Genomic DNA, 23,336 nt, shown 5'->3' with positions numbered 1-23,336 from the left:
ATCGGGAGAAACATCAGATGAAAACGTCAAAGATTTTGGGGAGCGTCGCACTTGCCTCCCTGTTGCTGGCCCTGCCAGCATTCGCCCAGGACGCTGCCGTGCCGGCCGCCGAAGCGGTGCCAGAAGCTGTTGCCACTATCGATGCAGGCGACACCGCCTGGATGCTCGTTTCGACCCTGCTGGTCATCCTGATGACCATTCCGGGCGTTGCCCTGTTCTATGGCGGTCTGGTCCGCTCCAAGAACATCCTCTCGGTCGTCACCCAGGTGTTCGGCGCCTTCTCGATTATCGCGCTGCTCTGGGTTGCCTATGGCTACTCGCTCGCCTTCTCCGGCCCGACCGAAGGCGGCATCTCGGCCTTCATCGGCGACTTCTCCAACTTCTTCCTCGCCAATGTGAACCCAGATTCGGTCTCCGGTACCATTCCGGAACTGGTCTTTGTGGTCTTCCAGCTGACCTTCGCCTGCATCACCGCAACGCTGGTCGTTGGCGGCATTGCCGAACGCATGAAGTTCGGTGCCGTCATGGCGTTCCTCGCCATCTGGTTCACCTTTTCCTACCTGCCGATCGCCCACATGGTGTGGTCCAGCGCCGGCCTGTTCTTCCAGATGGGTGCGCTCGACTTTGCCGGTGGCACCGTGGTTCACATCAACTCCGGTGTGGCCGCTCTCGTCGCTGCCATCGTGCTTGGCCCACGTCTGGGCTACATGAAGGAACCGATTGCACCGCATAACCTGGTCTTCACCTATATCGGCGCCTGCCTGCTCTGGGTCGGCTGGTTTGGCTTTAACGCTGGTTCCGCTCTGGGTGCCAACGGTCTTGCCGCTCAGGCCTTCCTCAACACCATCACTGCACCTGCTGCGGCCGCCATTGCCTGGGCCGTCGGCGAAAAGATCACCCGCGGTCATGCTTCGGCTCTGGGCTATGTCTCGGGTGCTGTTGCCGGTCTCGTTGCGATCACGCCTGCCGCTGGCTTTGCTGGCACCTTCGGTGCCATCGTGCTCGGTGCTGTCACCGGTTTTGTCTGCCTTTGGGCTGTCGTTACCCTCAAGCCACTGCTCAAGTACGACGATAGCCTCGACGTGTTCGGCATCCACGGCATCGGCGGCATCGTCGGCGCCATCGGTACCGCCATCGTCGCAGCTCCATCGCTGGGCGGCTTCGGCGCCGAAGGCTACTCGATCGGTGGTCAGCTGGTCACGCAGGTTCTGGCCGTCATCGTGGCCATCGTCTGGTCGGGTGTCGTGGCTCTGGTCGCTATGCTCATCGTCAAGGCGATCTTTGGTGGTGCCCGTGCCCCCGAGTCGGCCGAAATCGATGGTCTGGATCTCTCCAGCCACGGCGAGCGCGCCTACAACTAAGCTTTCTCTCCGGGCGGCGGCACGCTGCCGCCCGGCTCCACCCAAAGTTGATCGTGGCGTGCGGCTCATGTTTCCTCTTGGCCCGCCACAGAGGCTTCCCACTCGCAAACTGCATGGGCCGCACTCCCCGATCAATCGCTTCCCGCAGTCTCGCACCTCCCTCGCGATTTGCGGCAATAAAGGCCCGCCACCACTGGCGGGCCTTTTGTTTTTGCACAATGTTTCAACGCCCGCTGAACCCCTCACCGGCCCCTGCGGGGCGACCTCTCCCCTCAGGGGCGAAGTGAAAGAAGCCCCTTGCTTGAGAGGTGATCGACCCAATCCCCCCATGGTTAGCCTTGGGTTAACCCGACCCCATTAGCATGACGACAAAGTGGGCCCGGTCTGTTCCGGGCAGTATTGAGTTCGCCATGCCCAGTTCCCCTTCGCCAGTGCTCGATGAAATCCGCTCCGTGCCCCAGCGTTCGCGCAGCACGGCAGCCAAGGCTGCGCCGATGCCGCCCCCGGCTTTGGCGATTCGCATTCCTGTCCGCGTCGCCGGTTTCGTGCTGCTCGGGCTGGTCGCCATCTGTCTGGTCGCCATGGCGTCCTGGTCGGTGGATGATCCGAGCTTTTCCTATGCCACGGCAAAGTCTCCGGCCAACTGGCTGGGCTTTCCGGGCGCTGTCGTAGCCGACACGCTGTTCCAGGTGCTGGGCCTTGCCGCGCTCGCCTTCGTCGTGCCGCCCGCCCTTTGGGCCTGGGCCATGATGCGCCGCCGCGTACCCACGAAAATGGGCCTGCGCACCCTTGGCTGGATTGCTGCCACCGTGCTTGGCGCCGGTGTGCTGTCCTTTGTCGCCATGCCCGAAACCTGGCCGCTGCCCACCGGCCTAGGCGGGCTGATCGGCAATGGCTTTACCAGCCTTGCCACCATGGTCACCGGTGACCAGCCACAGGCTGTGACGGCGGCGCTGTTTGCCATCATCATTGCCATTCCGGCTCTTGCGACCTTCTGGATCGCCATGGGCCTCGGCCAGACCGTGCCGACTGGTCCTCGCAAGGCAGCCGCTGCCACTGCTGGCCGCAAGGGCGCGACTGCTCAGGTTGAGCAGGACGAACCCGAATCCAATCCACTGGTCGATGTGGCCCTCGGCGCCATGGTGCATATGGGCTATTCCATGCGCACCGCCTTCCGCCGCGCCCGCGCCAGCCATGCCGAACGCCGTGCGGCCGATGCCGCCACCTGGCGCGACGACGATGTCGAACCTAACCTTGATGGCAATGAGCCGGTCGTTGACCGCCGCGAACCTGCCGTCGCACCGACCCAGCGCCGTATTCACGCGCCGGTCGAACCAGCTTTCCAGCCTGAACCGTCGTTCCGGGCCGAGCCCGAAGTGTCGCCGCGCATCAATGCGCGCCCGAGCTATGATGAAACCGAGATCGACTACCCCGAGGAAGTCGAAGACGAGGTGCCATTCGTCGCCGACGTCGCGCCGGCGCCCGTGGTCAATCACCGCCAGCAGGGCGATTCCCGCTTCCATCCAGCCGATCCGACCAAGCCGCGCGCCGTCGCCGTGGCTGCTCCCGCACCACGTCCGGCCCAGGGCCAGCGCGTCATGCGCGAAGCCCAATCCTCGTTCCTCGACGAGCCCGGTGGGTTCGAGCTGCCGCCGCTGAGCCTGCTCTCCGAGCCCAAGCATCATGGCCCATCCGCCGAGCATGCGCCGGAGCGTCTCGAAGAAATGGCGCGCCAGCTTGAAGGCGTTTTGGAAGACTTCGGCGTCAAGGGTGACATCATCAATGTCCGCCCCGGACCAGTCGTGACCCTGTTCGAACTTGAGCCCGCGCCTGGCATCAAATCGTCCCGCGTCATCTCGCTGGCCGACGATATTGCCCGCTCGATGTCGGCCCACTCGGCCCGCGTCGCCGTGGTACCCGGCCGCAACGCCATCGGTATCGAACTGCCCAACCAGCAGCGCGAAACCGTCTATTTCCGCGAGATGCTGGCCAGCTCCGACTTCGAGAAAATGAAGGGCAAGCTGCCGATCTGCCTGGGCAAAACCATTGGTGGCGAGCCAGTGATCGCCGATCTGGCGCGCATGCCGCATCTGCTGATCGCGGGTACCACAGGCTCGGGTAAGTCGGTAGGTATCAACACCTTCATCCTGTCGCTGCTCTATCAGATGACGCCGGCCCAGTGCCGCATGATCATGATCGATCCCAAGATGCTTGAACTGAGCATCTATGACGGCATCCCGCATCTGCTGACCCCGGTCGTGACCGATCCGCATAAGGCGGTCGTGGCGCTCAAGTGGGCCGTCCGCGAGATGGAAGATCGCTATCGCAAGATGAGCAAGATCGGCGTCCGCAATATCGACGGCTTCAACCAGCGCGTCAGCGAAGCTGCCGCCGAAGGCAAGACCATCACCCGTACGGTGCAGACCGGCTTTGACCGCGAAACCGGCGAAGCGATCTTTGAGAGCGAAGAGTTCAACCTCGAAGTGCTGCCCTATATCGTCGTCATCGTCGACGAAATGGCCGACCTGATGATGGTTGCGGGCAAGGACATCGAAGGCGCCATCCAGCGTCTGGCCCAGATGGCCCGTGCCGCCGGTATCCACATCATCACGGCAACCCAGCGCCCATCGGTCGACGTCATCACCGGCACGATCAAGGCCAACTTCCCGACCCGTATCTCGTTCATGGTCACCTCCAAGATCGACTCGCGCACCATTCTGGGTGAGCAGGGCGCCGAACAGCTGCTCGGTAACGGCGATATGCTCTACATGGCCTCTGGCGGCCGCACCAAGCGCCTGCACGGCCCCTTCGTGGCCGACAGTGAAGTCGAGGCGGTGGTCAACCACCTCAAGAGCCAGGGCGCCCCTGACTACCTCGACTCCATCACCGAGGAAGACGAAGAAGGCGGCGAAATGGGCGGCGAAGGCGGCTCGGGCGGCGGCGAGGACTATGCCGGTTCGGGCGACGAGCTCTACGACAAGGCCGTCCATATCGTGCTGACCGACAAGAAGGCCTCCACCTCCTACGTCCAGCGCCGTCTGGCCATCGGCTACAACAAGGCGGCAACGCTGATCGAGCGCATGGAGCGCGAGGGTGTCATCAGCCAGGCCAACCACGCCGGCAAGCGTGAAATCTTGGTCGGGTCCGACCCGTACTAACGGCTATTCGAGGCCGCGGTCTCTGATCTCTGGCGATCCCCGCGCAAGCGGGGATTTCCGTTTTTGGTACAAGAGGTTGCAAGGCTGACCGATTTTGGCCACGGTGATGAATGCTGGCTGAATGCAACCTTCCATCTGTTGCCGCAATTGATTTGTAGTTTAGCTTCACTGACCGCCCCATTTGAGGACCACAGTTCATGATTCGACGCGATGCTCTGCTGTTCGGTTTGTCCGCCGCATTCGCCCTCACCGTTCCGGCCTGGGCGCTGGACCGTGCGTTGACGCCGCAGGAACAGCAGTTGATCGCCGATATCGGCGCCCATAACTCCGCCATCCGCACCATGGTCGGCCGGTTCCTGCAGATCGACACCAATGGTGGCCGCACCGAGGGCACGTTCTTCCTCGAGCGCCCCAACAAGATCGCGTTCCGCTATGCGCCGCCAAGCCGCGAGGAAATCGTCTCGGTGGGTCGTGGCTTCTATGTGCTCAACCGGCGCGACGAGACCTATTACGCCTATCCGCAGGACACGATCCCGCTGCGCCAGTTCCTTGGCGACAAGATCAACCTGCTCGACGCCAATGTGGTCGATGTCACCAATTCGGATGGCTATATCTCGATCACCGTGATCGACGAGACCATTGCGGGCACAGTGCAGGTATCACTGATTTTTGATACCGACACCAAGGACCTGGCCCAGTGGAGCCTGGTTGAGCCCAGCGGCGCTGAGCTCACCTTTTCGCTCTATGATGTGCAGAAGGACCAGCGTATCCCGCCGGCCTTCTTCTCGATCCCGGCGACCTTCAAAGCCCTGCAGCAGTAAGCGTCTAGCGCATTACCAGCAACGCGATGATGCCTGCGCCGCCAACGGCAATGCGCCACCATGCAAATGGCGCAAAGCCATAACGGCTGACGAAATCGAGCAGGTAGCGCACGACGATCGCCCCCACGACAAAGGCCGCGGCAAACCCGATGCCGACACTGAGCGCAAGGCTGGGGTCGATCAGGTCGCGGCTTTTGTAAAGGTCATAGCCAAACGCGCCGACCATTATCGGCAGGGCGATGAAAAACGTGAATTCCGCCGCTGCGCGCTTGGTCGCACCAAACAGCATGGCGCCCACCACGGTTGACCCGGAACGGGACACACCGGGCACCAGCGACAGCATCTGGAACAGCCCCACGATCACCGCGAGATGAAGCGGGAAGTGGTAGATGTCGTCGTACTTTTCCTGCTTGGGCATGCGGTCGACCAGCAGCAGGACGATGCCGCCGATCAGCAGCGTCATGCAGATCAGCATGGGCGATTCCCACAGGTCGCCCTGGATGAAATCGCGCAGCAAAACGCCCGCTATGACGGCCGGAGCGCACGCTACGACCACCGTCAAAGCGAACTGCCAGGCATAGGCTTTGCCGGTCAGCGCATCGCGGATCAGCATGCCCAATTTGGCAAAATAGATGGTGACGATGGCCAGGATCGCCCCGAGCTGGATCAGCACGATGAAGGTGGCGGGCTGGGTCAATCCGAAGAAATGACCGGCCAAAAGCAGATGCCCGGTGGAGCTCACTGGAAGGAATTCAGTAAGCCCTTCGAGAATTCCAAGGATCAGTGGCACAAAAAGACCTTGATCGGCGTTCATTTGATCCCCTAACTCAGTGCGCGGGTCCACAGGTGGGCAAGCTCTAGCGCTGTTCGCGCCATGCTTCCAGCCGCCCAGGCCTCAAAAAACACGAGCGTCAACATGCCGAGTCTGCTTCATCATCCTCTCGATCCATCTTCCCGCCTGATCCGGCTGATGTGCGCGGAGTATGGCGTTCCGCTCGACATGGAAGAAATCAAGCCCTGGCTGCGCACCGCAGAGCTGCTGGAGATCAATCCGGCCGCGACCCTGCCCATCATGCTCGGCGAAAGCGATCAGCCGGTGGTGGGCGTGCTGGCCAATATCCATACGGTCGAAGATCTCTATACCCCGAGCATCGTTGCTGGCCTCATTCCGGCTGATCCCGGCCCGCGCGCCGAGATGTGGCGCATGATCGAATGGGTCATCGTCAAGCTCAACGATGAAGTGACCCGCTACGTGCTCGAAGAAAAAATCGTCAAGCGCGACGCCAAGGGCGCAACGCCCGATCCGGCGGTGCTGCGCGTGGCCAAGGCGAACCTTAACGAGCACATGCTCTATTTCAACTGGCTGTTCGCGACCCGCTCGTGGTTGGCCGGCGATGAAATGACCTTGGCCGATTTTGCACTGGCCGCGCATCTGTCGACGCTGGACTATCTGGGCGATATCGACTGGGGCAAGGCCGGGGAAACCCGCGACTGGTATTCCCGCATCAAATCCCGCCCGGCTTTCCGGACATTGCTCAATGATCGCGTGGTGTCCATGCCACCGCAAAAGGGTTATGCGGACCTCGACTTCTGAGGCTCTCACAGGGATTTTGAGCTGAGCGCGATAATGCAGTAGACCTCATCCTGAGCCCGTCGAAGGACGAGGTCGTGGCGAGAGCGGTGTAACCGACCTCGTGGTTCGACAGGCTCACCATGAGGTCTCCGTGAGCGCTGCAATTCCATCGCCAGAAGTCATCGTCGCCGAGCTGCGCGCTCGTGCGGCTGCGCTGGGCTTTGGCAGCTTTGGCATTGCGGCGGCTGATGCGCGGCCGGACCTGCCTGAAAAGCTCAACGCTGCTATCGCTGCCGGCTGGCATGGCGATATGGAGTGGATGGCTGAGCATGCCGAGCGGCGGGGCAGTCCGCAAGGCATGTGGCCGGATGCCAGATCCGTCATTCTCCTTGGTATCAACTACGGACCCGAAACCGACCCGCTGGCCATTCTGGGGGAGCGGTCGCTGGGCTCGATCTCGGTCTATGCCCGCAATCGTGATTATCACGAGATCATCAAGGGCAAGCTCAAGGAATTGGCGGGGCTCTTGGCGCGCCGCTCAGGGGCTGAGGTCAAGGTCTTTGTCGATACCGCCCCCTTGATGGAAAAGCCGCTGGCGGAGGCCGCTGGGCTGGGCTGGCAGGGCAAGCATTCGGTTCTGGTCAGTCGCGATTTCGGCTCGTGGTTGTTTCTGGGCGCCATTCTAACATCGGCGGACCTGCCGGGGGATAAGCCGCATGCCGAAAGCTGCGGCTCGTGCACGGCATGCCTCGATATCTGCCCGACCAATGCTTTCCCGGCGCCGTTCCGGCTCGATAGCCGACGGTGCCTTGCCTACCTGACGGTCGAGCATAAGGACCAGATTCCATTGGAGTTTCGGGTGCCGATGGGCAACCGCATCTATGGCTGCGACGATTGCCTGGCGGTCTGCCCGTGGAACAAGTTCGCCTCGGTGACGCGCGAGGCCAAACTGCGCGCTCGCACCGATCTTGAACGGCCCCGGCTGGCCGATCTGGTGCAACTGGACGATGCCGCCTTCCGGGCGCTGTTTGCCGGCTCACCGATCAAGCGGATCGGGCTGGGGCGGTTCCTCCGTAACGTGCTGATCGCTATCGGTAATTCGGGCGACGACACCATGGTGCCGTTGGTCGAAGCACGGCTCGATGACGACGAGGCGGTAGTGCGCGGAGCGGCCATCTGGGCGCTGCGGCGTTTGGCGCCAGAGCGCGCGGATGCTCTCAGCCTTGCCTATCTGCGCAAGGAAAGCGATAGCTCGGTCGCGGCAGAATGGAGCGGGGATATCGGATGAACGTCTTCTTTTTCGGGCTCGGATTTTCATCCGCATCGGCTGCGCATGCCATGCGAATTGGTTCACACATTGTTAGCATTGAGGGTAGCACGCGCACCGCAGACAAGGCGGAAATGCTAACGCGAAGCGGTATCGTCGGGCATATGTTTGATGGCACCGCGCCGGGCCCAACCATCGGCCCCGCCTTGCGCAAAGCCAGCCATGTCGTGTTCTCCATTGCCCCCGGCGCCGATGGCGATCCGGCACTGCTTCGGCATCGCGCCGATCTGGATGCGGCCGAGAACCTGCAATGGCTGTGCTATTATTCCACGGTCGGGGTCTATGGGGATTTCGGCGGCGCCTGGATCGATGAATCAGCGCCTTTGGTGCCGCGCAATGAGCGCAGCGACCGCCGCGTGCTGGCCGAACAGGCCTGGCGCGATTATGCCGCCGAACGCGGCGTGCCGCTGACCATTCTGCGGCTGGCCGGCATTTATGGTCCGGGCCGCTCGACCTTCGACAAGATCGAAGATGGCAGTGCTCGCCGCGTCGTCAAGCCGGGGCAGGTGTTTAACCGCATCCATGTGGCCGACATCGGCCGCATCACGGCATTGGCGGCCCAAGCGCGTCTGGATGGCACGTTCAATCTGGCCGACGACGAACCTGCGCCGCCACAGGATCTGGTGACCTATGCCGCCGCGCTCATGGGTGTCGAGCCGCCGCCAGAGGTTGCTTATGACGTGGCCGAGTTCACGCCGATGCAGCGCAGTTTTTATGCCGACAACAAGCGCGTCTCCAACGCCGCGATCAAACGGGCGCTGGGCGTGGAACTGCTCTATCCTGATTATCGCGCCGGCCTTGATGCTATCTACGAGACCCAGAAATGACCGTACAGCCCGCCAAATCCGCCCCCGACCGCACCGTGCTCGAAGGGCGTTTCGTGCGCCTCGAACCCATCGGCCCCCAGCACGCCGCCGACCTCTATGCGGCCTCGCTCGGCGAGGGTGTGCCGGAGCGCTACCGCTGGCTGTTTGAATATCCGCCGCAAAGCGTTGCCGATGTCGAAAACTGGATCGCGGCGGTCAATGCCGGGCCGGACCGCTATGTGACGGTGATCGACAAGGCGAGCGGCAAGGCGGTCGGCCGACAGGGCTGGCTGCGCATTTTCCCCGATCACGCGTCCATCGAAATCGGCGGCATCTATTGGGGCCTCGCCATGGCCCGCTCGCCGCTGGCCACCGAGGCGCTGTTCCTGTTTGCCCGCCATGCCTTCGACGATCTGGGCTATCGGCGCTTTGAATGGAAATGCAACGACCGCAACGAGCCGTCCAAGGCGGCGGCCAAGCGGTTTGGGTTCCAGTATGAAGGCTTGTTCCGGCAGGACCGGATTTTGAAGGGCGAAAGCCGGGATACGGCGTGGTTTTCCATTATCGATGGTGAATGGCCAGCGCTGCGGGCGGAGTATGAGCGGTGGCTGAGCCCGGAGAATTTTCGGGCGGATGGGGTGCAGAGGACGAGGCTGGGTGGGCGGTAGGCTGTGCCACGCCCTCGTGGTGAGGTGGGAGCGAAGCGACCCTCGAACCACGAGGGCGTGGCACTTCTTCACTTCTCCTCTTGGGTCGGGTGAGGGGGCCTTTTCTCGGTGAGGTGCTTGTTGAAGGCCCCCTCACCCGTCGCTGCGCGCCGACCTCTCCTCCGAAGGGAGAGGTGAAGATGGCTAAGCACCCACCAATCGCAGTACCGCGTCCCGCAGCCGCGCCAAATCCTCATCCCGGCTCAGCCGATGATCGCCATCGGGGATGAGGGTTAGCGTCACCGGGTCATGCAGGATATGCGTCACCAGCTTGATGGCATGGGCGGGCGGCACGTCGGGGTCCTTGCCGCCTTGGAGGATTGTCACCGGGCAACCCGTTTCGATGACGCTGCCAAACAGCAGGTGCTGCGCGCCGTCTTCGATCAGGCTGCGGGTGATGCGGTAGGGTGTCGCGGAATAGGCGCTGGGCTGGTCGACATAGCCGTTGTTTTGCAGCGATTCGTGCTCGTCGGGCGTAAAGCTGGGCAGCATCAGCGTATGGGTCATGTCGGGGGCGGGGGCGATCAGCACCAGGGCATGGGGGCGCTCGCCACGGGAGAGCAGCTTGCGCGCCAGCAGCAGCGCCAGCCAGCCGCCCATGGATGAGCCGACGATGATCTGTGAGCCCTTGGTGAGGGCAAAGACCGCTTCGGCCTCTTCGAGCCAGCGGCTGATCGTGCCATGGTTAAAATCGCCGCCGGAGACGCCGTGGCCGGAATAGTCGAACCGGGTTACCGCTAGCCCATGTTCGGCACCCAGGGCATCAAGCGCCATGGCTTTGCTGCCCACCATGTCGGAGCGAAAGCCGCCCAGCCAGAACAGGCCCGGAGCCGATCCGCCGCGCTGTTTGACGGCGATTTCGCGCGCGGCAACATCTGTGCCGACACTGATGCGGAAACTGTTCAAAGCTGATATGGTCATAAAATCTACCCTGGGCGGACACGCTTCGTTAGCCACACGACCGGGGAGAGGTCATCGCGGCGTTTCAATGGCGCAACAGGCCGGAATTTCCGCCTATTTGCCAGTTGACTTATCGTCCGCGTAACACGATTTTATGCCCGATTTCACCAATTGGCTTAATAACACAAGGATCGTTTGCCATTCGTCGTCCCATGAGACCCGTCGCGCCCCAGAAAGATGGGCCGCTCTCTAACGAAGATATCACCAGCGCCGATGTCCAACTCATCGACGCTGAAGGCGAGAACCGCGGTATCGTCAATACCCGCGCGGCTCTTGCAGAAGCACAGGAACAGGGTCTGGACCTCGTTCTGATCTCTCCCAATGCTGTCCCGCCGGTCGCCAAGATGCTCGACCTCGGGCGCTTCAAATATGCTGCCCAGAAGAAGGCGGCCGAAGCGCGCAAGAAGCAGAAGGTGATTGAGGTCAAGGAAGTCCAGCTCCGTCCCAACATCGACACGCACGACTACGAGACCAAGATGAAGGCCGTGCAGCGCTTCCTCGACGACGGCGACCGGGTCAAGGTGACCATGCGTTTCCGTGGCCGCGAAATGGCGCACCAGGAACTCGGCATGCAGTTGCTGATCAAGGTGAAGGACCAGACCGAGGCCATCGCCAAGGTCGAGTCGCAGCCCCGTTCCGAAGGCCGCCAGATGGTCATGGTGCTGGCGCCCAAATAGGGGCGACGGTATCGCGATAATGAAAAGGGCAGGTCCGGTGGTCCTGCCCTTTTTGTTTTTGGTGGTGGGGAGAGAAGGTAGAGGCCTCCCTCCGAACCTCCCCTGAAAAGGGGGACGCGCTGCGCAGTGGTCGTGGCGGTATGGTGACCAAAAGCTCGATCTGTTCCTCCCCCTATCAGGGGGAGGTTAGGTGGGGGATTCCGTCTAAAAACCTAACCCAGTGCCGCGTCGACCTCGACTGCAGTCGGGATGGCGGGCTGCGCGCCGGCCTTGAGGCAGGCAAGGCTGGCGGCCACCACGGCGCGCCGCATCGCGGTTTCCAGATCAAGGCCCTGATCGAGCCCGGCGGCGAGATAGCCGCAGAACGTATCGCCGGCGCCGGTGGTATCGACCGGCTTCACCTTCATGGCGGGCACGGCAATCTTTTCGCCGTCCCTGGTGACGGCCTTGGCACCATCGGCACCGAGCGTCACGATGACGGTCTGCGCATGGGTCTTTGCCCAGTCGGCCATGGCGGCGTCGAGTTCATCGATGCCGCGACCGGTGAGCAGTTCAAACTCGGTTTCGTTGGCAATCAGGATCGCCGCCTTGGGCGCGATGGCTTTAGTGGTTTCGATGAAGGGGGCGGTATTGAGGATCGAGGTGACGCCCTGCGCCTTGGCCAGATCGAGCGCGCGTACGGTGGCCTCCTGCGGCACTTCCTGCTGCAGCAGCAGCACCGAGCCCTTGCTCAGGCTCTTGAGCGCAACCTCGGCCTGATCGGCCGACACGGTGCCATTGGCGCCGGGCAGGATGGCGATGACGTTTTCGCCATGGGTGTCGACAAAGATCATGGCGATGCCGGTCGGATTTGGCGTGGTCTTGACCTCGGAGAGATCAACGCCATCGGCCTTGAGCAGCTCCAGCGCCAGATCGGCAAAGGCATCGTCGCCCACCGCCGAAATGTGCCGCACATCGGCTCCGGCGCGGCGCGCCGCCAGCGCCTGATTGGCGCCCTTGCCACCCGCCGCCATCGAAAACGTGCCACCGGCAACGGTTTCGCCCGGCTTGGGCAGGCGGCTGACCGTGCCGACCTGATCGAGATTGGTAGAGCCGAAAACGGTAATCATGTGCGGGGCCTCCCAGCCACTTATGCTGCGGCTTTTATCACGGTGTTCCAGTTGCGCGAGGTCCAGAGACGCTTTTTGCCAAAGTGCTTCCAGATCTGGTCCATGCCTTCCCCAAACCGCCCATTGGGCAGCCGGTGCGCGACGATGTAGATTTCGCCATCGGTGAGATGGACGACCTCAAAATCCCTCGCCACGGCGCAGGGCATCGGCAGGGATCTGGCGTTCTGGTCCTCGATAAAGGTCACATAGAGTTTGGTGTCGTGATCCTCGACTCGCGCGCCGAACGGTTTTGCGGCAACCATGGCGGCAAGCTGCTCATGGCTGCGCAAGATCGTGCCCACATCAAAGCCGAAGCGCTGTTCCAGTGCCGCCTCGATGGCCGCCCGGTCGGGCTTCTCCGCATCGAACAGCACGTTGCCGCTGGCCAGGAGGGTTTTGACATTGGCAAAGCCCATCGCCTCGAACGCGGCCTTGAGGTCGGCGCTCTTGACCTGGCGCTTGCCCAGATTGACTCCGCGCAACAGGGCGAGGTGGCGGCTCATTTGGCCGGCTTTTGCGGATAAATGGTCTCGCCGCGCGCCAGCATCTCGACAAAGCCCGCGATTTTTTTGGCGCGAGTGGCCGGGGTCTTGAGCGCGACGACACGAAAGGTCAGCGCGAAGCGGTTCTGCGAGGTCAGCGTACGATAGGTGTCGAGCGCTGCCGGGCTATCCTCGATGGCCGCCAACAGGTCGGCGGGCGGCTCCATGGTGGTGGCGTAGGCCGCGTCCCAGCGGCCGTCGGCCTTGGCGGTTTCGACATGGGCGAGACCATGTCTCGTCATGCGGCCATCGTCGATCAGCTTGGCGACATTGTCGCGATTGATCTGGCTCCACACCGATTTGGCGCGGCGCGGGCAATAGCGCTGGACGAACGAAATTTCGTCCCAGCTTTTCTTGATCGCGTCGATCCAGCCCCAGCACAAGACGACCTCGATGGCCTCGACGGCAGTGATCGTGGGGCGACCGCTGGCCTTTTTAAAGATGCGGATCCAGATCTCGTCGGCTTTGTCGTGGTTGGCCGAAAGCCAGTCATAGAAAGCCCGCGCCGTGGCGAACTCGCGGATTTTGTCCGGATCGACCGCCACGGGCGCCATGTCAGATCTCCTCGACGCCGGCGTCGGCCAGGATCACTTCGAGCTTGGGATCGAGCAGCTCGGCCGATGGCAGCGTAATGCCGAACGTGCCCGATAGCGTATCGCGCAAATCGGCAACGCTGGTCAGTTGCTGGCTTTCCGACGGCGCGTCGATCACGTGCGTGGTCAGCCGGTTGTTAAGCAGAGCCAGCCGCTTGCCCTGCGGTGACAGGGCGACGCGCAGTTCATGGCGGAACGGCGATTCTGGATCGGTCGACAGGTATTGATTGGTGGCGGCATAGTCCTCGACCGTCTTTTCGGACGTATCGAAGGCATAAAGCGGCTTCCATCCATGGCCGATCTTGACCTCAAGCCGCCATTCGGGATCGCCGCCCACCAGGCGATAGGTCTCATGCGGCGTGGTCTGTTCGACATCGGCCTTGAGCTTGAGCGGGGCGGTCAGCGTCAATCCGCCAAAGCCCACATCGGTCACATAACTGGCGCCGCCGATTTCAACGAGCAGCAGCATGTGGGTCGCTTTGGTCACGGCCTCGTCGGCCCTGTTCCACAACACCCGCGCGGCGAGCCCCTTCACCGAGAAATCGAGCTCGCGCAGGATCGCCATCAGCAACAGGTTATGCTCGTAGCAATAGCCGCCGCGCTTTTCGTGCAGAAGCTTCTTCTCGATCTCGGGCAAAGCCAGGCCAACCGGCAGGCCAAGCAGCGGATTGAGGTTTTCAAAGGGGATGACTGCTGGGTGCAGCGCATGAATTGTTTCGAGTGTGGCCAAGGTCGGGGCTATCGATCCGGCAAAGCCGATTCGCTCGAAATAGGCGTTTAGATTGACCTTTTGGCTCATTGGCCACCCTTGCCGCTGTTTCGTCCGGCACGCAATATGGGCGATGGGGTGGCCCGTGTCACCGTCACCCATGGCGATTTTCGCGCCGCGCGGGGGCTGGACAAAGGCAGTTTTGGCGCTAATGGGGCCGATTTAGGGGGGCTGGGGCAGTTGGGTCACGCCCTCCTTCGACAAGCTCAGGATGAGGGTGGTTCGAGGCTCGTGAGGAACTCGCACCTCACCATGAGGGCTACTCTGAGTGCTGTGTTTCAGTAGTCCTCATGGTGACCTGCTTTGCGCAGCAAAGCCTCGAACCACGAGGGCGTGGCACAGTACCGTTAGGCTTGTGCCTTGCGAACCCGGATGACCACGTCGACATGGCTCACCTTCATGCCTTTGGGGGCTTCGGGCAGGGTCAGGAACTCGACCGAAGAGGCCGGGATGTCGATCATCCGCTGCTCGTCTTCCACATAGAAATGGTGGTGGTCGGAGGTGTCGGTATCGAAATAGGAGCGCGATGCATCGACCGCCACTTCGCGCAGCAGGCCGGCTTCGTGGAACTGGTGCAGCGTGTTGTAGATGGTGGCCAGCGACACATTGACCCGCGCATCGGAGGCTTCGCCATGCAGCTGTTCGGCGCTGACGTGACGGTGCGGTCCGCCGAACAACAGTTCGGCAAGCGCAACGCGCTGACGGGTCGGACGCAGACCGGCCATCCGCAAGACGGCAGTCAGGCAAGGCTTGCGCGACGGGAGAGTGCGGGCGGTCAAGGTGCGTTCAGTCATTGGGTCCTTGGGCGCGAAAGGGCCGGATTTCTTGGTTCCTTATAACTATGGCAGAAATTTCATACAAGCGTCACGGCCGTCGCAGACAAGCCTTTGCGCCAAATGGTCAAGACGGCGCGGCTTGACCCTCCCCACGCGCGCCTATACGAGACAAACCTTAGTTTAACTGGGGTATCAGGCATGGCTGACCGTCAGCACTCATTTGGGTACGAAGAACTGCTCGCGCATGGCCGTGGTGAATTGCCGGGTCAGGGCGATGCACGTCTGCCAGCCCCACCGATGCTGATGTTTGATCGCATCACCCAGATCGACGAAACCGGCGGCGCCTATGGCAAGGGCCAGGTGCGCGCTGAACTCGACGTCAATCCAGACCTCTGGTTCTTCAAATGCCACTTCATCGGCGACCCGGTTATGCCCGGCTGCCTTGGCCTTGACGCCATCTGGCAGATGACCGGCTTTTTCCTGAGCTGGATCGGCCAGCCCGGCAAGGGCCGTGCCCTCGGCGGCGAAATCAAGTTCACCGGCCAGGTGACCGACGACGTCAAGCTGGTCGAATATGGCATCGACCTCAAGCGCGTCATGCGCTCGCGCCTGACGCTTGGCATTGCCGATGGTTGGGTCAAGGCTGACGGTAAAGTGATCTACGAAGCCAAGGACTTGCGCGTTGGCTTGTTTACCGAAGCACAGCTGCACGACCAGAAAAACGCCTAGCTTTCAGGCTACGGACACACAATCTAATAACGAGGCGTCGGGCCAAGCGACGCCCAATCGACACGACGGAGCGGGGATACAATGAGACGAGTTGTCGTAACCGGCATGGGCATCATTTCCTCGATCGGCAATTCGCTGGACGAGGTCACCGAAAGCTTGCGGCAGGCCAAGCCTGGCACCGTGTTTGCCGAGGACTATGCGGAACTTGGCTTCCGCAGCCACGTCAAAGGCGACCCCCGCATCGATCCGTTTGAAATGCTCGACCGTCGCGTCACCCGTTTCATGGGTCGCGGCGCCGCCTGGAACTACCTCGCCATGCAGCAGGCCATTGCCGATGCAGGGCTTGAGGAAGCCGACATTTCCAATCCACGGACCGGCATCGTGATGGGTTCGGGCGGCAGCTCGACGCGCACGATCGTCGAAGCCGCCGACATCACCCGCAAGAACACCAGCCCCAAGCGCATTGGGCCGCTGGCCGTGCCAAAGGCCATGGGCTCGACGGCCTCGGCCACGCTGGCGACCTCGTTCGGCATCAAGGGCGTCAACTATTCGATCACCGCCGCCTGCGCGACCTCCAAGCATTGCATCGGCAATGGCATGGAGCAGATCATGCTGGGCAAGCAGGACATCGTCTTTGCCGGTGGCCACGAAGACCTCGACTGGACGCTGACCGACCTGTTCGACGCCATGGGCGCGCTGAGCTCAAGCTATAATGCGACGCCACAAAAGGCCTCGCGCGCCTATGACGCTGCCCGCGATGGCTTTGTGATTTCGGGCGGCGCTGGCGTGCTGGTGCTCGAAGAATACGAACATGCCAAGGCGCGTGGCGCCAAGATCTGGGCCGAACTGGTCGGCTATGGCGCGACTTCGGATGGTCTCGACATGGTGGCGCCATCGGGCGAAGGCGCCGAGCGCTGCATGCGCATGGCGCTCGAGCATGTCGGCGCCAAGGTCGACTACATCAACCCGCACGCGACCTCGACGCCCGTTGGCGATGCCAAGGAAATTGAGGCGATCCGCGCGCTGTTCGGCAACGAAGACAAGTGCCCGCCCATTTCGGCGACCAAGTCGCTGACCGGCCACAGCCAGGGCGCCACCGGCGTGCATGAAGCGATCTTTTCGATGCTGATGATGAAGCACCGCTTCATCGCCGCCAGCGCCAATATTGACAATCTCGACCCGGCCTTTGCCGACATGCCCATCATCCAGCAGCGCCGCGATAACGTGGATCTGGGCGTGGTGCTGAGCAATTCGTTCGGCTTTGGCGGGACCAATGCCGCGCTGGTGTTCAAGCATCCGGACGCATAGCGATTAGGGGCACGCCCTCGTGGTTCGAGGCTTTGCCAAGAGCAAAGCACCTCACCATGAGGGCTACTCTGAATCTGGTGTTTCAACAGACCTCATGGTGAGGCGGGAGCGCAGCGACCCTCGAACCACGAGGTCGTGGCACAGCCCTAGTAGCCGAACTCCGAGAACCGCCCGCCCTGACCATCATAGGTCAACACTCGCCCGATCAGCGGCTCGCCAATCCCGGTGATCAGCTTGATGGCCTCCATGGCCATCAGCGTGCCGACAACGCCGGTGAGCGGCCCCAATATCCCCGTCGCCTCGCAACTGGGTAAATCACCGTCGTCTGCCTCTGCCGGATAGAGATCATCAAATCGCGGGCCGCCGGGGGCGAAGACCGTGACCTGCCCGTCAAACATCGATACCGCGCCCGACACCAGCGGCAGGCCAAGTGATTCTGCGGTGCTGGCGACAATGCGGCGGGTGGTCAGGTTGTCGGTGCCATCGAGCACCAGATCGTAGCCCGAGAGGATCGCGCTGGCATTGTCCGCGTCCAGCCGGACGGTATGTACCACCACGTCGACATGCGGGTTGAGTGCATGGGCGAAGCGTGCGGCGCTGTCGGCCTTGTTGTCGCCGATGCTGGTGTGGATCACCTGCCGCTGCAGGTTCGAGAGCGAGACAGTGTCGTGATCGATGATGCCGAGCGTACCGACACCGGCCCCGGCGAGATAGGCGATCACCGGGCTGCCCAGGCCGCCCGCGCCCACCACCAGCACGCGGGCGCGCTTGAGCGCCTGCTGGCCGCCCCCGCCCATGCCCTTGAGCACCAGATGGCGGGCATAGCGGCGCGTTTCGTCCGGCGAGAGCGGACTATTTGCCAAGGGGCACGGCCAGGAAGCGCCGATCCGGTCCCTCAAAGCCATAGGAATACGCCGAGATGATCGCAACGCCGTTTTCCACGGACCAGCCGGGGAAGGGCACGGCGACACCATAGATTCGGTAGGTCACCGTGCAGCGGCGCGAGGCGGGCAGGGTGATGTCGCGGTGCAGCTCAACCGTCTTGCCATCGGTGACAAGGCTGAGCGCATAGCCGCGCAGCGGATCGCCCTCGAAGGGCTGACAATTGGCATTGGCGGGAATGTCGAAGGTTTCGAGCTTGAGCAGGTGCTGGTCCTGCGTCGTACCGGGGCCCATAAAGCCGATGGCGCCGAAGGCCAGCTCGTTACCCTCGATGCCGACGGCACCGTCGCCAACCATGGCCAGAAGGTCAGCGGGCTCGGTCAGCTCATGCTGGGCGATGTAGGGCGCAAACTTGTCCATCGCTTCGGCGCGGGCGGCTTGGAGCGTCGTCTGTTCGTCCTCGGCCTGCACCTTGATCGGGGTGCCTTTGACCCATTGGTCCTGGCTCAGATCGATCAGATAGACATTGGCATAGGCAAAGCCCGAGCCGTCCTGCACGCCAAATTCCTCAAAGGCGAAATAGCGGCTGTCGGGCGAATAGCCGATGATGTTGAGCGCAGCGCGATCACCGGCAAAAGCGGGCGCCGCAAGCGCCAGCACGGCGGTCAGCGCCACCAGCCAAAGCCGGGTCAGATTAGCGGTGGCCCGTCGAGCCAAACCCATTGCTGCCGCGTTCTGTTTCATCAAGCTGGTCCTTCACAACAAACCCGGCGGCGATGACCGGTGCGATCACCATCTGGGCAATCCGGTCGCCGCGCCGCACGATGAAATCATCCTGACCCAGATTGATCAACGGCACCATCACCTCGCCGCGATAGTCGGCGTCGATGGTGCCCGGGGCATTGAGCACGGTAATACCGAACTTGACGGCAAGGCCCGAGCGCGGCCGCACCTGACCCTCAAAGCCAATCGGCAGCGCCATGGCAAAGCCACAGGGCACCAGCGCGCGGTGGCCGGGGGGCAGCACAAGGTCTGTCCCCTCGGGGATGGCCGCAGTCAGGTCCATGCCCGCTGCGCCGGCGGTCTGCTGGGCCGGCAAGGCCAGCCCCTCGCCATGCGGCAGCCAGACCAGATCGATGAGCAGCGGGGTGCTCATCACTTCACCCGCACGACGGCATAGATTTCGTCGGGCAGGTCGAGTTCGCCCTTGAAGAAATCAACGAACGGAATCGAGGTCTCGGCCGACTTTTTGTCTGCCGAAAGGGTCATGTTGGTGTCGACCACTTCAAGGCCGGAAAAGCGCATGGTCATGGCGTGGCCGGTAAAGAAGGCTTCCACCATCTGGAGGCTATCCGCGTCCATTCCCTCGCCATCCATGGCGTCGCGCATGTCTTCGGTCGGCAGCGCCACGCGCACCAGACCCGGACCCGCCGAGGTGAACTTTATCGACTGGTTGTCGTCGCCAAGGGTGAGGTCGGCAAAGGCGCCCTCTTCTGTGATGACGCAGGAGGCGCTGCCATCAGCGTTTTCGGTCAGCTCGCCATCGTCGCAGAAGCCGTCATTTTCGCTGCCCTCTTCGCCATCGCCCTGATCCTGCTGCACGATCTCGTAGAAATCGGCGCTCATCAGCTGGGTCAACCTGGCCTTGGCGGTGGTTTCGCTGGTCACTTCAACATCGACATTGACGTCGATGCATCCGGCAAGAGCGCCGCCGAGCAGCATGGTGGCGGCAAGCTTGCCGATGATCTTGAGGGCCATGCTTTGTCTCCCAGCAGGTTTGGCGTTTCTTGTTTTGGTTGCGGTTCCAGACGGTGGTGCCGACTAGAAGCCGAGCAGACGCCATAACGTCGCCAGCAGGGTCGCGCCAGCAATAATGATCAATCCGAGCAGGGCGCGGCGGAGCAATTTGTCACGCGGGCGGGCCTTGTTGGCGTGATAATCGGCCAGCGCCAGTTCGGCCTGCGCGATGATCACCGGCAGACGACCGGCCGCATCGACGGCAACATCGAAGTGATCCTTGACGTCCTGCAGACGCCCCAAAGGCCCCGCTTCCTTGCGCAGCCAGTCGCCGACGACCGGCTCGGCCACGGTCCAGATATCGAGATCGGGATCGAGCGCGCGGGCGACGCCTTCGACCAAGACCATGGATTTTTGCAGCAGCACCAGCTCGGGTCGCGTCTGCATCGAGAACAGGTCGGTGATGGTGAACAGTTGCCCCAGCACGCGGGCCATGGAAATGTCGGATGCCGTGCGGCCATGCAGCGGCTCGCCGATGGAGCGGATGGCCAGCGCAAAATCGTCGACCGACTGATCCTTGGGCACATAACCGATATCGAAATGGCGCTCGGCCACAAGGCGATAATTGCGGGTGATGAAGCCGTAAAGGATATCGGCGAGAAAGCGCCGTTCCTTGCGATTGATGCGGCCCATAATGCCGAAATCGACAGCGATCACGTCGCCGGTGACGCGGTCGGCGAAGAGATTTCCCGGATGCATGTCGGCATGGAAAAAGCCGTCGCGAATGGCATGCTTCAAAAAGTTCTGCAGCACCTTAGCCGCCAGCGCCTTGCGGTCGATCCCGGCTGCATCGAGCGCCGCGTGGTCGCGAATCGGGATCCCATCGACCCAAGTCGTAGTCAGCACGTTCTGCGCGACATGGTCCCAGCTGACGCTCGGGATGACGAAGCCAGTGTCGTCCTTGATGTTTTCGGCCATCTCGGAAATGGCCGCCGCTTCGAGCCGCAGGTCGAGTTCGAGCCGGGCCGATCGGTCGAGGGTCTCGACCACTTCCACGGGACGCAGGCGCTTGGTGGATTTAACGAAGCGATTGGCCAGCCGCGCGGCGGCGTAAAAGCTCTCGATATCCGACATGAAGCGCGCTTCAACGCCGGGGCGCAGCACTTTAACCGCCACGGTGCGCGGCAGGCCGCTGGCCGGCACCAGCCGCGAGCGGTGCACCTGCGCAATGGAGGCGGCGGCGATCGGCGGGCTGAGCTCGGTCAGCTCGGCCGCCTTGGGGCCGAGGGCCGTGAGCAAAATGGCGGGCACCAGAGATGGATCGAACGGGTCCATCTTGTCCTGCAGGCCTGCCAGGTCATTGGCGATCTGCGGACCCACCACGTCGGGGCGGGTCGCCAGCGTCTGGCCGAATTTGACATAAGTCGGCCCCAACCGGTTCAGCGCCTTGTTCAGCCGCTCGACATGGCCCGTCTTGCGCACACTCGGCCGCTCGACCAGCCGGCCCAGCCAGATGCCCAGCTTGAGCGGCGCAAGCGCAGGCGGCAAGCCCTGCACCATCGACAAAGCCCCCTCACGCGCAAGGACATAACCGGCACGGATCAGACGGAAATAGGCGGAGATCAGCATGCGTTAGATTTTCCATCCGGAGAACAGCGTCGCGATGTTGCCGGTGAAGCTGGTGTGTTTGACGCGTTTAAAGCCGGCTTCGGTCATCATGGAGGAGAAGGCCGGTGGGGCGGGGAATTTGCGGATCGATTCGATGAAGTACTGGTAGGGCTGGGAATCGCCGGTGACGACTTTGCCCAGCGGTGGAATCACCCGGTCCGAATAGAGCTTGTAGAAGGCGTCGAACCCCGGAATGTCGACCTGGGAGAATTCGAGCACCAGAATGCGGCCGCCGCGCTTGAGGACGCGATGGGCTTCGTTCAGCGCCTTTTGCACGCGCGGCACGTTGCGGATGCCGAAAGCGATTGTATAGGCGTCAAAGCTGTTGTCTTCGAAAGGCAGCTCTTCGGCATTGGCTTCGACAAAGCTGGCCTGCGCTGGATAGCGCCAGCTTTTGGCGCGGTCGGCGCCGACGCGCAGCATGTCGGCATTGATGTCGGAGACCACCACTTCGGCATAGCCCACCGAGCGGTTGATGATGCGCTCGCCGATATCGCCGGTGCCGCCAGCCATATCGAGCACGCGATAGGGGCGCGAGCCGGTCTTGGGCGGGGCGAGTTCATTGACCATCGCATCCTTCCAGATGCGGTGTACGCCAGCGCTCATCAGATCGTTCATCAGGTCATAGCGGTCGGCGACATTGTGGAACACGGCGTTGACCATGCCCTGCTTGTCGTCCATCGCCACCGTCTGCTCGCCGAAATGCGTGGTTTCTTGCGCGTTGGTCATGGCTATCGCCCTATCCATTTCGTAGTGAGGCAGTGCGTTCTGTCTTGGCGCGCACCATATCCAAGCCGTTTCGGCTTTGCCATGCCACAAAGCCGCACAGGTTAAAGGAGATCGCCCATGCCTGAGCTACCCGAGGTCGAAACCGTCCGACGTGGTCTTGAGCCCTGGCTGGTGGGTGCGCGGATCGACAAGGTGGTGCTCAACCGCCCCAATCTGCGTTTTCCGTTTCCCGAAGGGCTGGCATCCGCGATCGAAGGCCAGACCATTGTCTCGGTCGGGCGGCGGGCGAAATATCTGCTGATCCTGCTCTCGAACGGCAAAACGGTGCTGAGCCATCTTGGCATGACCGGTTCCTGGCGCTTTGCCGAGCACCCCATCGACAAGCCGCCGCGCTATTACGAGCCGGGCACCGAACCCAAGCACGATCATATGGTGTGGGATATTTCCCATCCCGAGCATGGCCGCAGCCACCTGATCTATGCCGACCCGCGCCGGTTCGGCTTTATCGACCTGTTCGAGGACGTCGAAGATTGCGCCTATCTCAAGGGCCTGGGGCCAGAGCCACTGGGCAATGATTTCAATGCCGGCGAAATGGCCGAAAAGTTCACCGGCAAGAAGACGCCGATCAAGTCGGCGCTGCTCGACCAGCGCGTCGTGGCGGGGCTGGGCAATATCTATGTCGCCGAGGCGCTGCATCGCAGCCATATCCTGCCCACGGTGCTGGCGGGCACGCTGGTGACGGCCAAGGGCAAGCCAAAGGTAGCGCTCGAAGATCTGGCCAGCGCCGTGCGGCAGGTTCTCATTGAAGCCATCGAGGTGGGCGGCTCAACCTTGCGCGACTTCCGCAATGCCGAGGGCGGGACTGGATATTTCCAGCATCGGTTTGCCGTGTATGACCGGGAAGGCGAGCCGTGTCCGACGCCGATGTGTACGGGGACGATTGAGCGGATCGTGCAATCGGGGCGGTCGACGTTTTATTGTCCGGTGTGTCAGAAGAAGCCTTAGTCTTGCGCTGAACGGGTCCCCTCGCCCCTCAGGGGAGAGGGCTAGGGTGAGGGGTGCAAT

At 62.4% G+C, this 23,336-nt stretch carries 24 protein-coding genes; 11 read left to right on the top strand and 13 right to left on the bottom strand.

Features of this window, described 5'->3' with window-relative positions:
- Positions 1 to 17: 17 nt before the first annotated feature.
- The 3 genes from ABIE28_RS16945 (at position 18) to ABIE28_RS16935 (ending at position 5,340) form a co-directional block, all read left to right on the top strand.
- Positions 18 to 1,361 (top strand): ammonium transporter, encoded by a 1,344-nt coding sequence (locus ABIE28_RS16945; RefSeq protein ID WP_354064958.1) that lies wholly within the window; start codon positions 18 to 20, stop codon positions 1,359 to 1,361.
- Positions 1,362 to 1,771: 410 nt separating this feature from the next.
- Positions 1,772 to 4,519, top strand: coding sequence for a DNA translocase FtsK (locus ABIE28_RS16940; RefSeq protein ID WP_502913403.1), 2,748 nt, complete (start codon positions 1,772 to 1,774; stop codon positions 4,517 to 4,519).
- 197 nt (positions 4,520 to 4,716) lie between these two features.
- Positions 4,717 to 5,340 (top strand): LolA family protein, encoded by a 624-nt coding sequence (locus ABIE28_RS16935; RefSeq protein ID WP_354064957.1) that lies wholly within the window; start codon positions 4,717 to 4,719, stop codon positions 5,338 to 5,340.
- A gap of 4 nt (positions 5,341 to 5,344) precedes the next feature.
- On the opposite strand, the gene ABIE28_RS16930 is transcribed toward ABIE28_RS16935, so the two are convergent.
- Positions 5,345 to 6,154 carry an undecaprenyl-diphosphate phosphatase gene (locus ABIE28_RS16930; RefSeq protein ID WP_354064955.1) on the bottom strand — a complete coding sequence of 270 codons (810 nt, stop codon included), beginning with the start codon at positions 6,152 to 6,154 and terminating at the stop codon, positions 5,345 to 5,347.
- 102 nt (positions 6,155 to 6,256) lie between these two features.
- On the opposite strand from ABIE28_RS16930, the gene ABIE28_RS16925 reads away from it, so the two are divergent.
- The 4 genes from ABIE28_RS16925 to ABIE28_RS16910 all read left to right on the top strand — a co-directional run bounded on the left by ABIE28_RS16925 (position 6,257) and on the right by ABIE28_RS16910 (position 9,714).
- Complete coding sequence (locus ABIE28_RS16925) at positions 6,257 to 6,934, top strand: glutathione S-transferase family protein (RefSeq protein WP_354064953.1); 678 nt, start codon at positions 6,257 to 6,259, stop codon at positions 6,932 to 6,934.
- A gap of 130 nt (positions 6,935 to 7,064) precedes the next feature.
- Entirely contained in the window at positions 7,065 to 8,201 is a 1,137-nt protein-coding gene (queG, locus tag ABIE28_RS16920) for a tRNA epoxyqueuosine(34) reductase QueG (RefSeq protein ID WP_502913402.1), read from the top strand.
- A 113-nt stretch (positions 8,202 to 8,314) separates the two neighbouring features.
- The gene (locus ABIE28_RS16915) at positions 8,315 to 9,067 is read left to right on the top strand and encodes an NAD-dependent epimerase/dehydratase family protein (RefSeq protein WP_354064951.1); all 753 of its coding nucleotides are present in this window, start codon (positions 8,315 to 8,317) and stop codon (positions 9,065 to 9,067) included.
- Positions 9,064 to 9,714, top strand: a complete 651-nt coding sequence (locus ABIE28_RS16910) for a GNAT family N-acetyltransferase (protein ID WP_354064949.1) — start codon at positions 9,064 to 9,066, stop codon at positions 9,712 to 9,714. Before ABIE28_RS16915 ends, ABIE28_RS16910 begins: the two co-directional genes overlap by 4 nt.
- A 183-nt stretch (positions 9,715 to 9,897) precedes the next feature.
- Here ABIE28_RS16910 and ABIE28_RS16905 read toward each other — a convergent pair whose 3' ends face one another.
- Positions 9,898 to 10,674: an alpha/beta hydrolase gene (locus ABIE28_RS16905; protein ID WP_354064947.1), complete on the bottom strand. Its 777-nt coding sequence runs from the start codon at positions 10,672 to 10,674 to the stop codon at positions 9,898 to 9,900.
- A gap of 179 nt (positions 10,675 to 10,853) precedes the next feature.
- On the opposite strand from ABIE28_RS16905, the gene infC reads away from it, so the two are divergent.
- Complete coding sequence (infC, locus tag ABIE28_RS16900; RefSeq protein ID WP_354066473.1) at positions 10,854 to 11,390, top strand: translation initiation factor IF-3; 537 nt, start codon at positions 10,854 to 10,856, stop codon at positions 11,388 to 11,390.
- A 212-nt stretch (positions 11,391 to 11,602) separates the two neighbouring features.
- On the opposite strand, the gene ABIE28_RS16895 is transcribed toward infC, so the two are convergent.
- The 5 genes from ABIE28_RS16895 to irrA form a co-directional block, all read right to left on the bottom strand.
- Positions 11,603 to 12,499: a ribokinase gene (locus ABIE28_RS16895; RefSeq protein ID WP_354064945.1), complete on the bottom strand. Its 897-nt coding sequence runs from the start codon at positions 12,497 to 12,499 to the stop codon at positions 11,603 to 11,605.
- 20 nt (positions 12,500 to 12,519) lie between these two features.
- The gene (locus tag ABIE28_RS16890) at positions 12,520 to 13,041 is read right to left on the bottom strand and encodes a DUF1697 domain-containing protein (protein WP_354064943.1); all 522 of its coding nucleotides are present in this window, start codon (positions 13,039 to 13,041) and stop codon (positions 12,520 to 12,522) included.
- Positions 13,038 to 13,634: a YdeI/OmpD-associated family protein gene (locus ABIE28_RS16885; RefSeq protein ID WP_354064941.1), complete on the bottom strand. Its 597-nt coding sequence runs from the start codon at positions 13,632 to 13,634 to the stop codon at positions 13,038 to 13,040. Before ABIE28_RS16885 ends, ABIE28_RS16890 begins: the two co-directional genes overlap by 4 nt.
- 1 nt (position 13,635) lies before the next feature.
- Entirely contained in the window at positions 13,636 to 14,472 is an 837-nt protein-coding gene (locus ABIE28_RS16880; RefSeq protein WP_354064939.1) for an arylamine N-acetyltransferase family protein, read from the bottom strand.
- Between the two features lie 317 nt (positions 14,473 to 14,789).
- Positions 14,790 to 15,236 (bottom strand): iron response transcriptional regulator IrrA, encoded by a 447-nt coding sequence (gene irrA, locus ABIE28_RS16875; protein WP_354064937.1) that lies wholly within the window; start codon positions 15,234 to 15,236, stop codon positions 14,790 to 14,792.
- 180 nt (positions 15,237 to 15,416) lie between these two features.
- Here irrA and fabA point away from each other — a divergent pair, with 180 nt between their 5' ends.
- Together fabA and fabB are read left to right on the top strand one after the other, a co-directional pair.
- Positions 15,417 to 15,947 carry a 3-hydroxyacyl-[acyl-carrier-protein] dehydratase FabA gene (fabA, locus tag ABIE28_RS16870; protein WP_354064935.1) on the top strand — a complete coding sequence of 177 codons (531 nt, stop codon included), beginning with the start codon at positions 15,417 to 15,419 and terminating at the stop codon, positions 15,945 to 15,947.
- Positions 15,948 to 16,028: 81 nt separating this feature from the next.
- Positions 16,029 to 17,255: a beta-ketoacyl-ACP synthase I gene (fabB, locus tag ABIE28_RS16865; RefSeq protein ID WP_354064934.1), complete on the top strand. Its 1,227-nt coding sequence runs from the start codon at positions 16,029 to 16,031 to the stop codon at positions 17,253 to 17,255.
- Between the two features lie 146 nt (positions 17,256 to 17,401).
- On the opposite strand, the gene ABIE28_RS16860 is transcribed toward fabB, so the two are convergent.
- The 6 genes from ABIE28_RS16860 to ubiE all read right to left on the bottom strand — a co-directional run bounded on the left by ABIE28_RS16860 (position 17,402) and on the right by ubiE (position 22,271).
- Complete coding sequence (locus ABIE28_RS16860) at positions 17,402 to 18,160, bottom strand: HesA/MoeB/ThiF family protein (RefSeq protein ID WP_354064932.1); 759 nt, start codon at positions 18,158 to 18,160, stop codon at positions 17,402 to 17,404.
- Complete coding sequence (locus tag ABIE28_RS16855; RefSeq protein WP_354064930.1) at positions 18,108 to 18,881, bottom strand: DUF2259 domain-containing protein; 774 nt, start codon at positions 18,879 to 18,881, stop codon at positions 18,108 to 18,110. Before ABIE28_RS16855 ends, ABIE28_RS16860 begins: the two co-directional genes overlap by 53 nt.
- Entirely contained in the window at positions 18,832 to 19,293 is a 462-nt protein-coding gene (gene dut, locus ABIE28_RS16850; protein WP_354064928.1) for a dUTP diphosphatase, read from the bottom strand. The genes ABIE28_RS16855 and dut overlap by 50 nt, the downstream gene beginning before the upstream one ends.
- Positions 19,293 to 19,895 carry a hypothetical protein gene (locus ABIE28_RS16845; RefSeq protein ID WP_354064926.1) on the bottom strand — a complete coding sequence of 201 codons (603 nt, stop codon included), beginning with the start codon at positions 19,893 to 19,895 and terminating at the stop codon, positions 19,293 to 19,295. The genes dut and ABIE28_RS16845 overlap by 1 nt, the downstream gene beginning before the upstream one ends.
- Before the next feature lie 63 nt (positions 19,896 to 19,958).
- Positions 19,959 to 21,503 (bottom strand): 2-polyprenylphenol 6-hydroxylase, encoded by a 1,545-nt coding sequence (gene ubiB, locus ABIE28_RS16840; RefSeq protein ID WP_354064925.1) that lies wholly within the window; start codon positions 21,501 to 21,503, stop codon positions 19,959 to 19,961.
- Positions 21,504 to 21,506: 3 nt separating this feature from the next.
- Positions 21,507 to 22,271, bottom strand: a complete 765-nt coding sequence (ubiE, locus tag ABIE28_RS16835; protein ID WP_354064923.1) for a bifunctional demethylmenaquinone methyltransferase/2-methoxy-6-polyprenyl-1,4-benzoquinol methylase UbiE — start codon at positions 22,269 to 22,271, stop codon at positions 21,507 to 21,509.
- Positions 22,272 to 22,388: 117 nt separating this feature from the next.
- Here ubiE and mutM point away from each other — a divergent pair, with 117 nt between their 5' ends.
- Entirely contained in the window at positions 22,389 to 23,276 is an 888-nt protein-coding gene (gene mutM / locus ABIE28_RS16830; RefSeq protein WP_354064922.1) for a bifunctional DNA-formamidopyrimidine glycosylase/DNA-(apurinic or apyrimidinic site) lyase, read from the top strand.
- Positions 23,277 to 23,336: the final 60 nt, after the last annotated feature.

Origin of the sequence: Devosia sp. 2618 (assembly GCF_040546815.1) — a bacterium.
GTDB lineage: Bacteria > Pseudomonadota > Alphaproteobacteria > Rhizobiales > Devosiaceae > Devosia.
The sequence above is the reverse complement of the archived record's forward strand: the minus strand, read 5'-3'. Positions and strand labels throughout refer to the sequence as shown.

What these genes read in the sequence shown, in the direction of transcription:
- ABIE28_RS16945 (WP_354064958.1), top strand. Translation starts at nt 18, where the DNA reads ATGAAAACGTCAAAGATTTTGGGGAGCGTCGCACTTGCCTCCCTGTTG.
- ABIE28_RS16940 (WP_502913403.1), top strand. Translation starts at nt 1,772, where the DNA reads ATGCCCAGTTCCCCTTCGCCAGTGCTCGATGAAATCCGCTCCGTGCCC.
- ABIE28_RS16935 (WP_354064957.1), top strand. Translation starts at nt 4,717, where the DNA reads ATGATTCGACGCGATGCTCTGCTGTTCGGTTTGTCCGCCGCATTCGCC.
- ABIE28_RS16930 (WP_354064955.1), bottom strand. Translation starts at nt 6,154, where the DNA reads ATGAACGCCGATCAAGGTCTTTTTGTGCCACTGATCCTTGGAATTCTC.
- ABIE28_RS16925 (WP_354064953.1), top strand. Translation starts at nt 6,257, where the DNA reads ATGCCGAGTCTGCTTCATCATCCTCTCGATCCATCTTCCCGCCTGATC.
- ABIE28_RS16915 (WP_354064951.1), top strand. Translation starts at nt 8,315, where the DNA reads ATGCTAACGCGAAGCGGTATCGTCGGGCATATGTTTGATGGCACCGCG.
- ABIE28_RS16910 (WP_354064949.1), top strand. Translation starts at nt 9,064, where the DNA reads ATGACCGTACAGCCCGCCAAATCCGCCCCCGACCGCACCGTGCTCGAA.
- ABIE28_RS16905 (WP_354064947.1), bottom strand. Translation starts at nt 10,674, where the DNA reads ATGACCATATCAGCTTTGAACAGTTTCCGCATCAGTGTCGGCACAGAT.
- ABIE28_RS16895 (WP_354064945.1), bottom strand. Translation starts at nt 12,499, where the DNA reads ATGATTACCGTTTTCGGCTCTACCAATCTCGATCAGGTCGGCACGGTC.
- ABIE28_RS16890 (WP_354064943.1), bottom strand. Translation starts at nt 13,041, where the DNA reads ATGAGCCGCCACCTCGCCCTGTTGCGCGGAGTCAATCTGGGCAAGCGC.
- ABIE28_RS16885 (WP_354064941.1), bottom strand. Translation starts at nt 13,634, where the DNA reads ATGGCGCCCGTGGCGGTCGATCCGGACAAAATCCGCGAGTTCGCCACG.
- ABIE28_RS16880 (WP_354064939.1), bottom strand. Translation starts at nt 14,472, where the DNA reads ATGAGCCAAAAGGTCAATCTAAACGCCTATTTCGAGCGAATCGGCTTT.
- irrA (WP_354064937.1), bottom strand. Translation starts at nt 15,236, where the DNA reads ATGACTGAACGCACCTTGACCGCCCGCACTCTCCCGTCGCGCAAGCCT.
- fabA (WP_354064935.1), top strand. Translation starts at nt 15,417, where the DNA reads ATGGCTGACCGTCAGCACTCATTTGGGTACGAAGAACTGCTCGCGCAT.
- fabB (WP_354064934.1), top strand. Translation starts at nt 16,029, where the DNA reads ATGAGACGAGTTGTCGTAACCGGCATGGGCATCATTTCCTCGATCGGC.
- ABIE28_RS16860 (WP_354064932.1), bottom strand. Translation starts at nt 18,160, where the DNA reads ATGGCTTTGAGGGACCGGATCGGCGCTTCCTGGCCGTGCCCCTTGGCA.
- ABIE28_RS16855 (WP_354064930.1), bottom strand. Translation starts at nt 18,881, where the DNA reads ATGAAACAGAACGCGGCAGCAATGGGTTTGGCTCGACGGGCCACCGCT.
- dut (WP_354064928.1), bottom strand. Translation starts at nt 19,293, where the DNA reads ATGAGCACCCCGCTGCTCATCGATCTGGTCTGGCTGCCGCATGGCGAG.
- ABIE28_RS16845 (WP_354064926.1), bottom strand. Translation starts at nt 19,895, where the DNA reads ATGGCCCTCAAGATCATCGGCAAGCTTGCCGCCACCATGCTGCTCGGC.
- ubiB (WP_354064925.1), bottom strand. Translation starts at nt 21,503, where the DNA reads ATGCTGATCTCCGCCTATTTCCGTCTGATCCGTGCCGGTTATGTCCTT.
- ubiE (WP_354064923.1), bottom strand. Translation starts at nt 22,271, where the DNA reads ATGACCAACGCGCAAGAAACCACGCATTTCGGCGAGCAGACGGTGGCG.
- mutM (WP_354064922.1), top strand. Translation starts at nt 22,389, where the DNA reads ATGCCTGAGCTACCCGAGGTCGAAACCGTCCGACGTGGTCTTGAGCCC.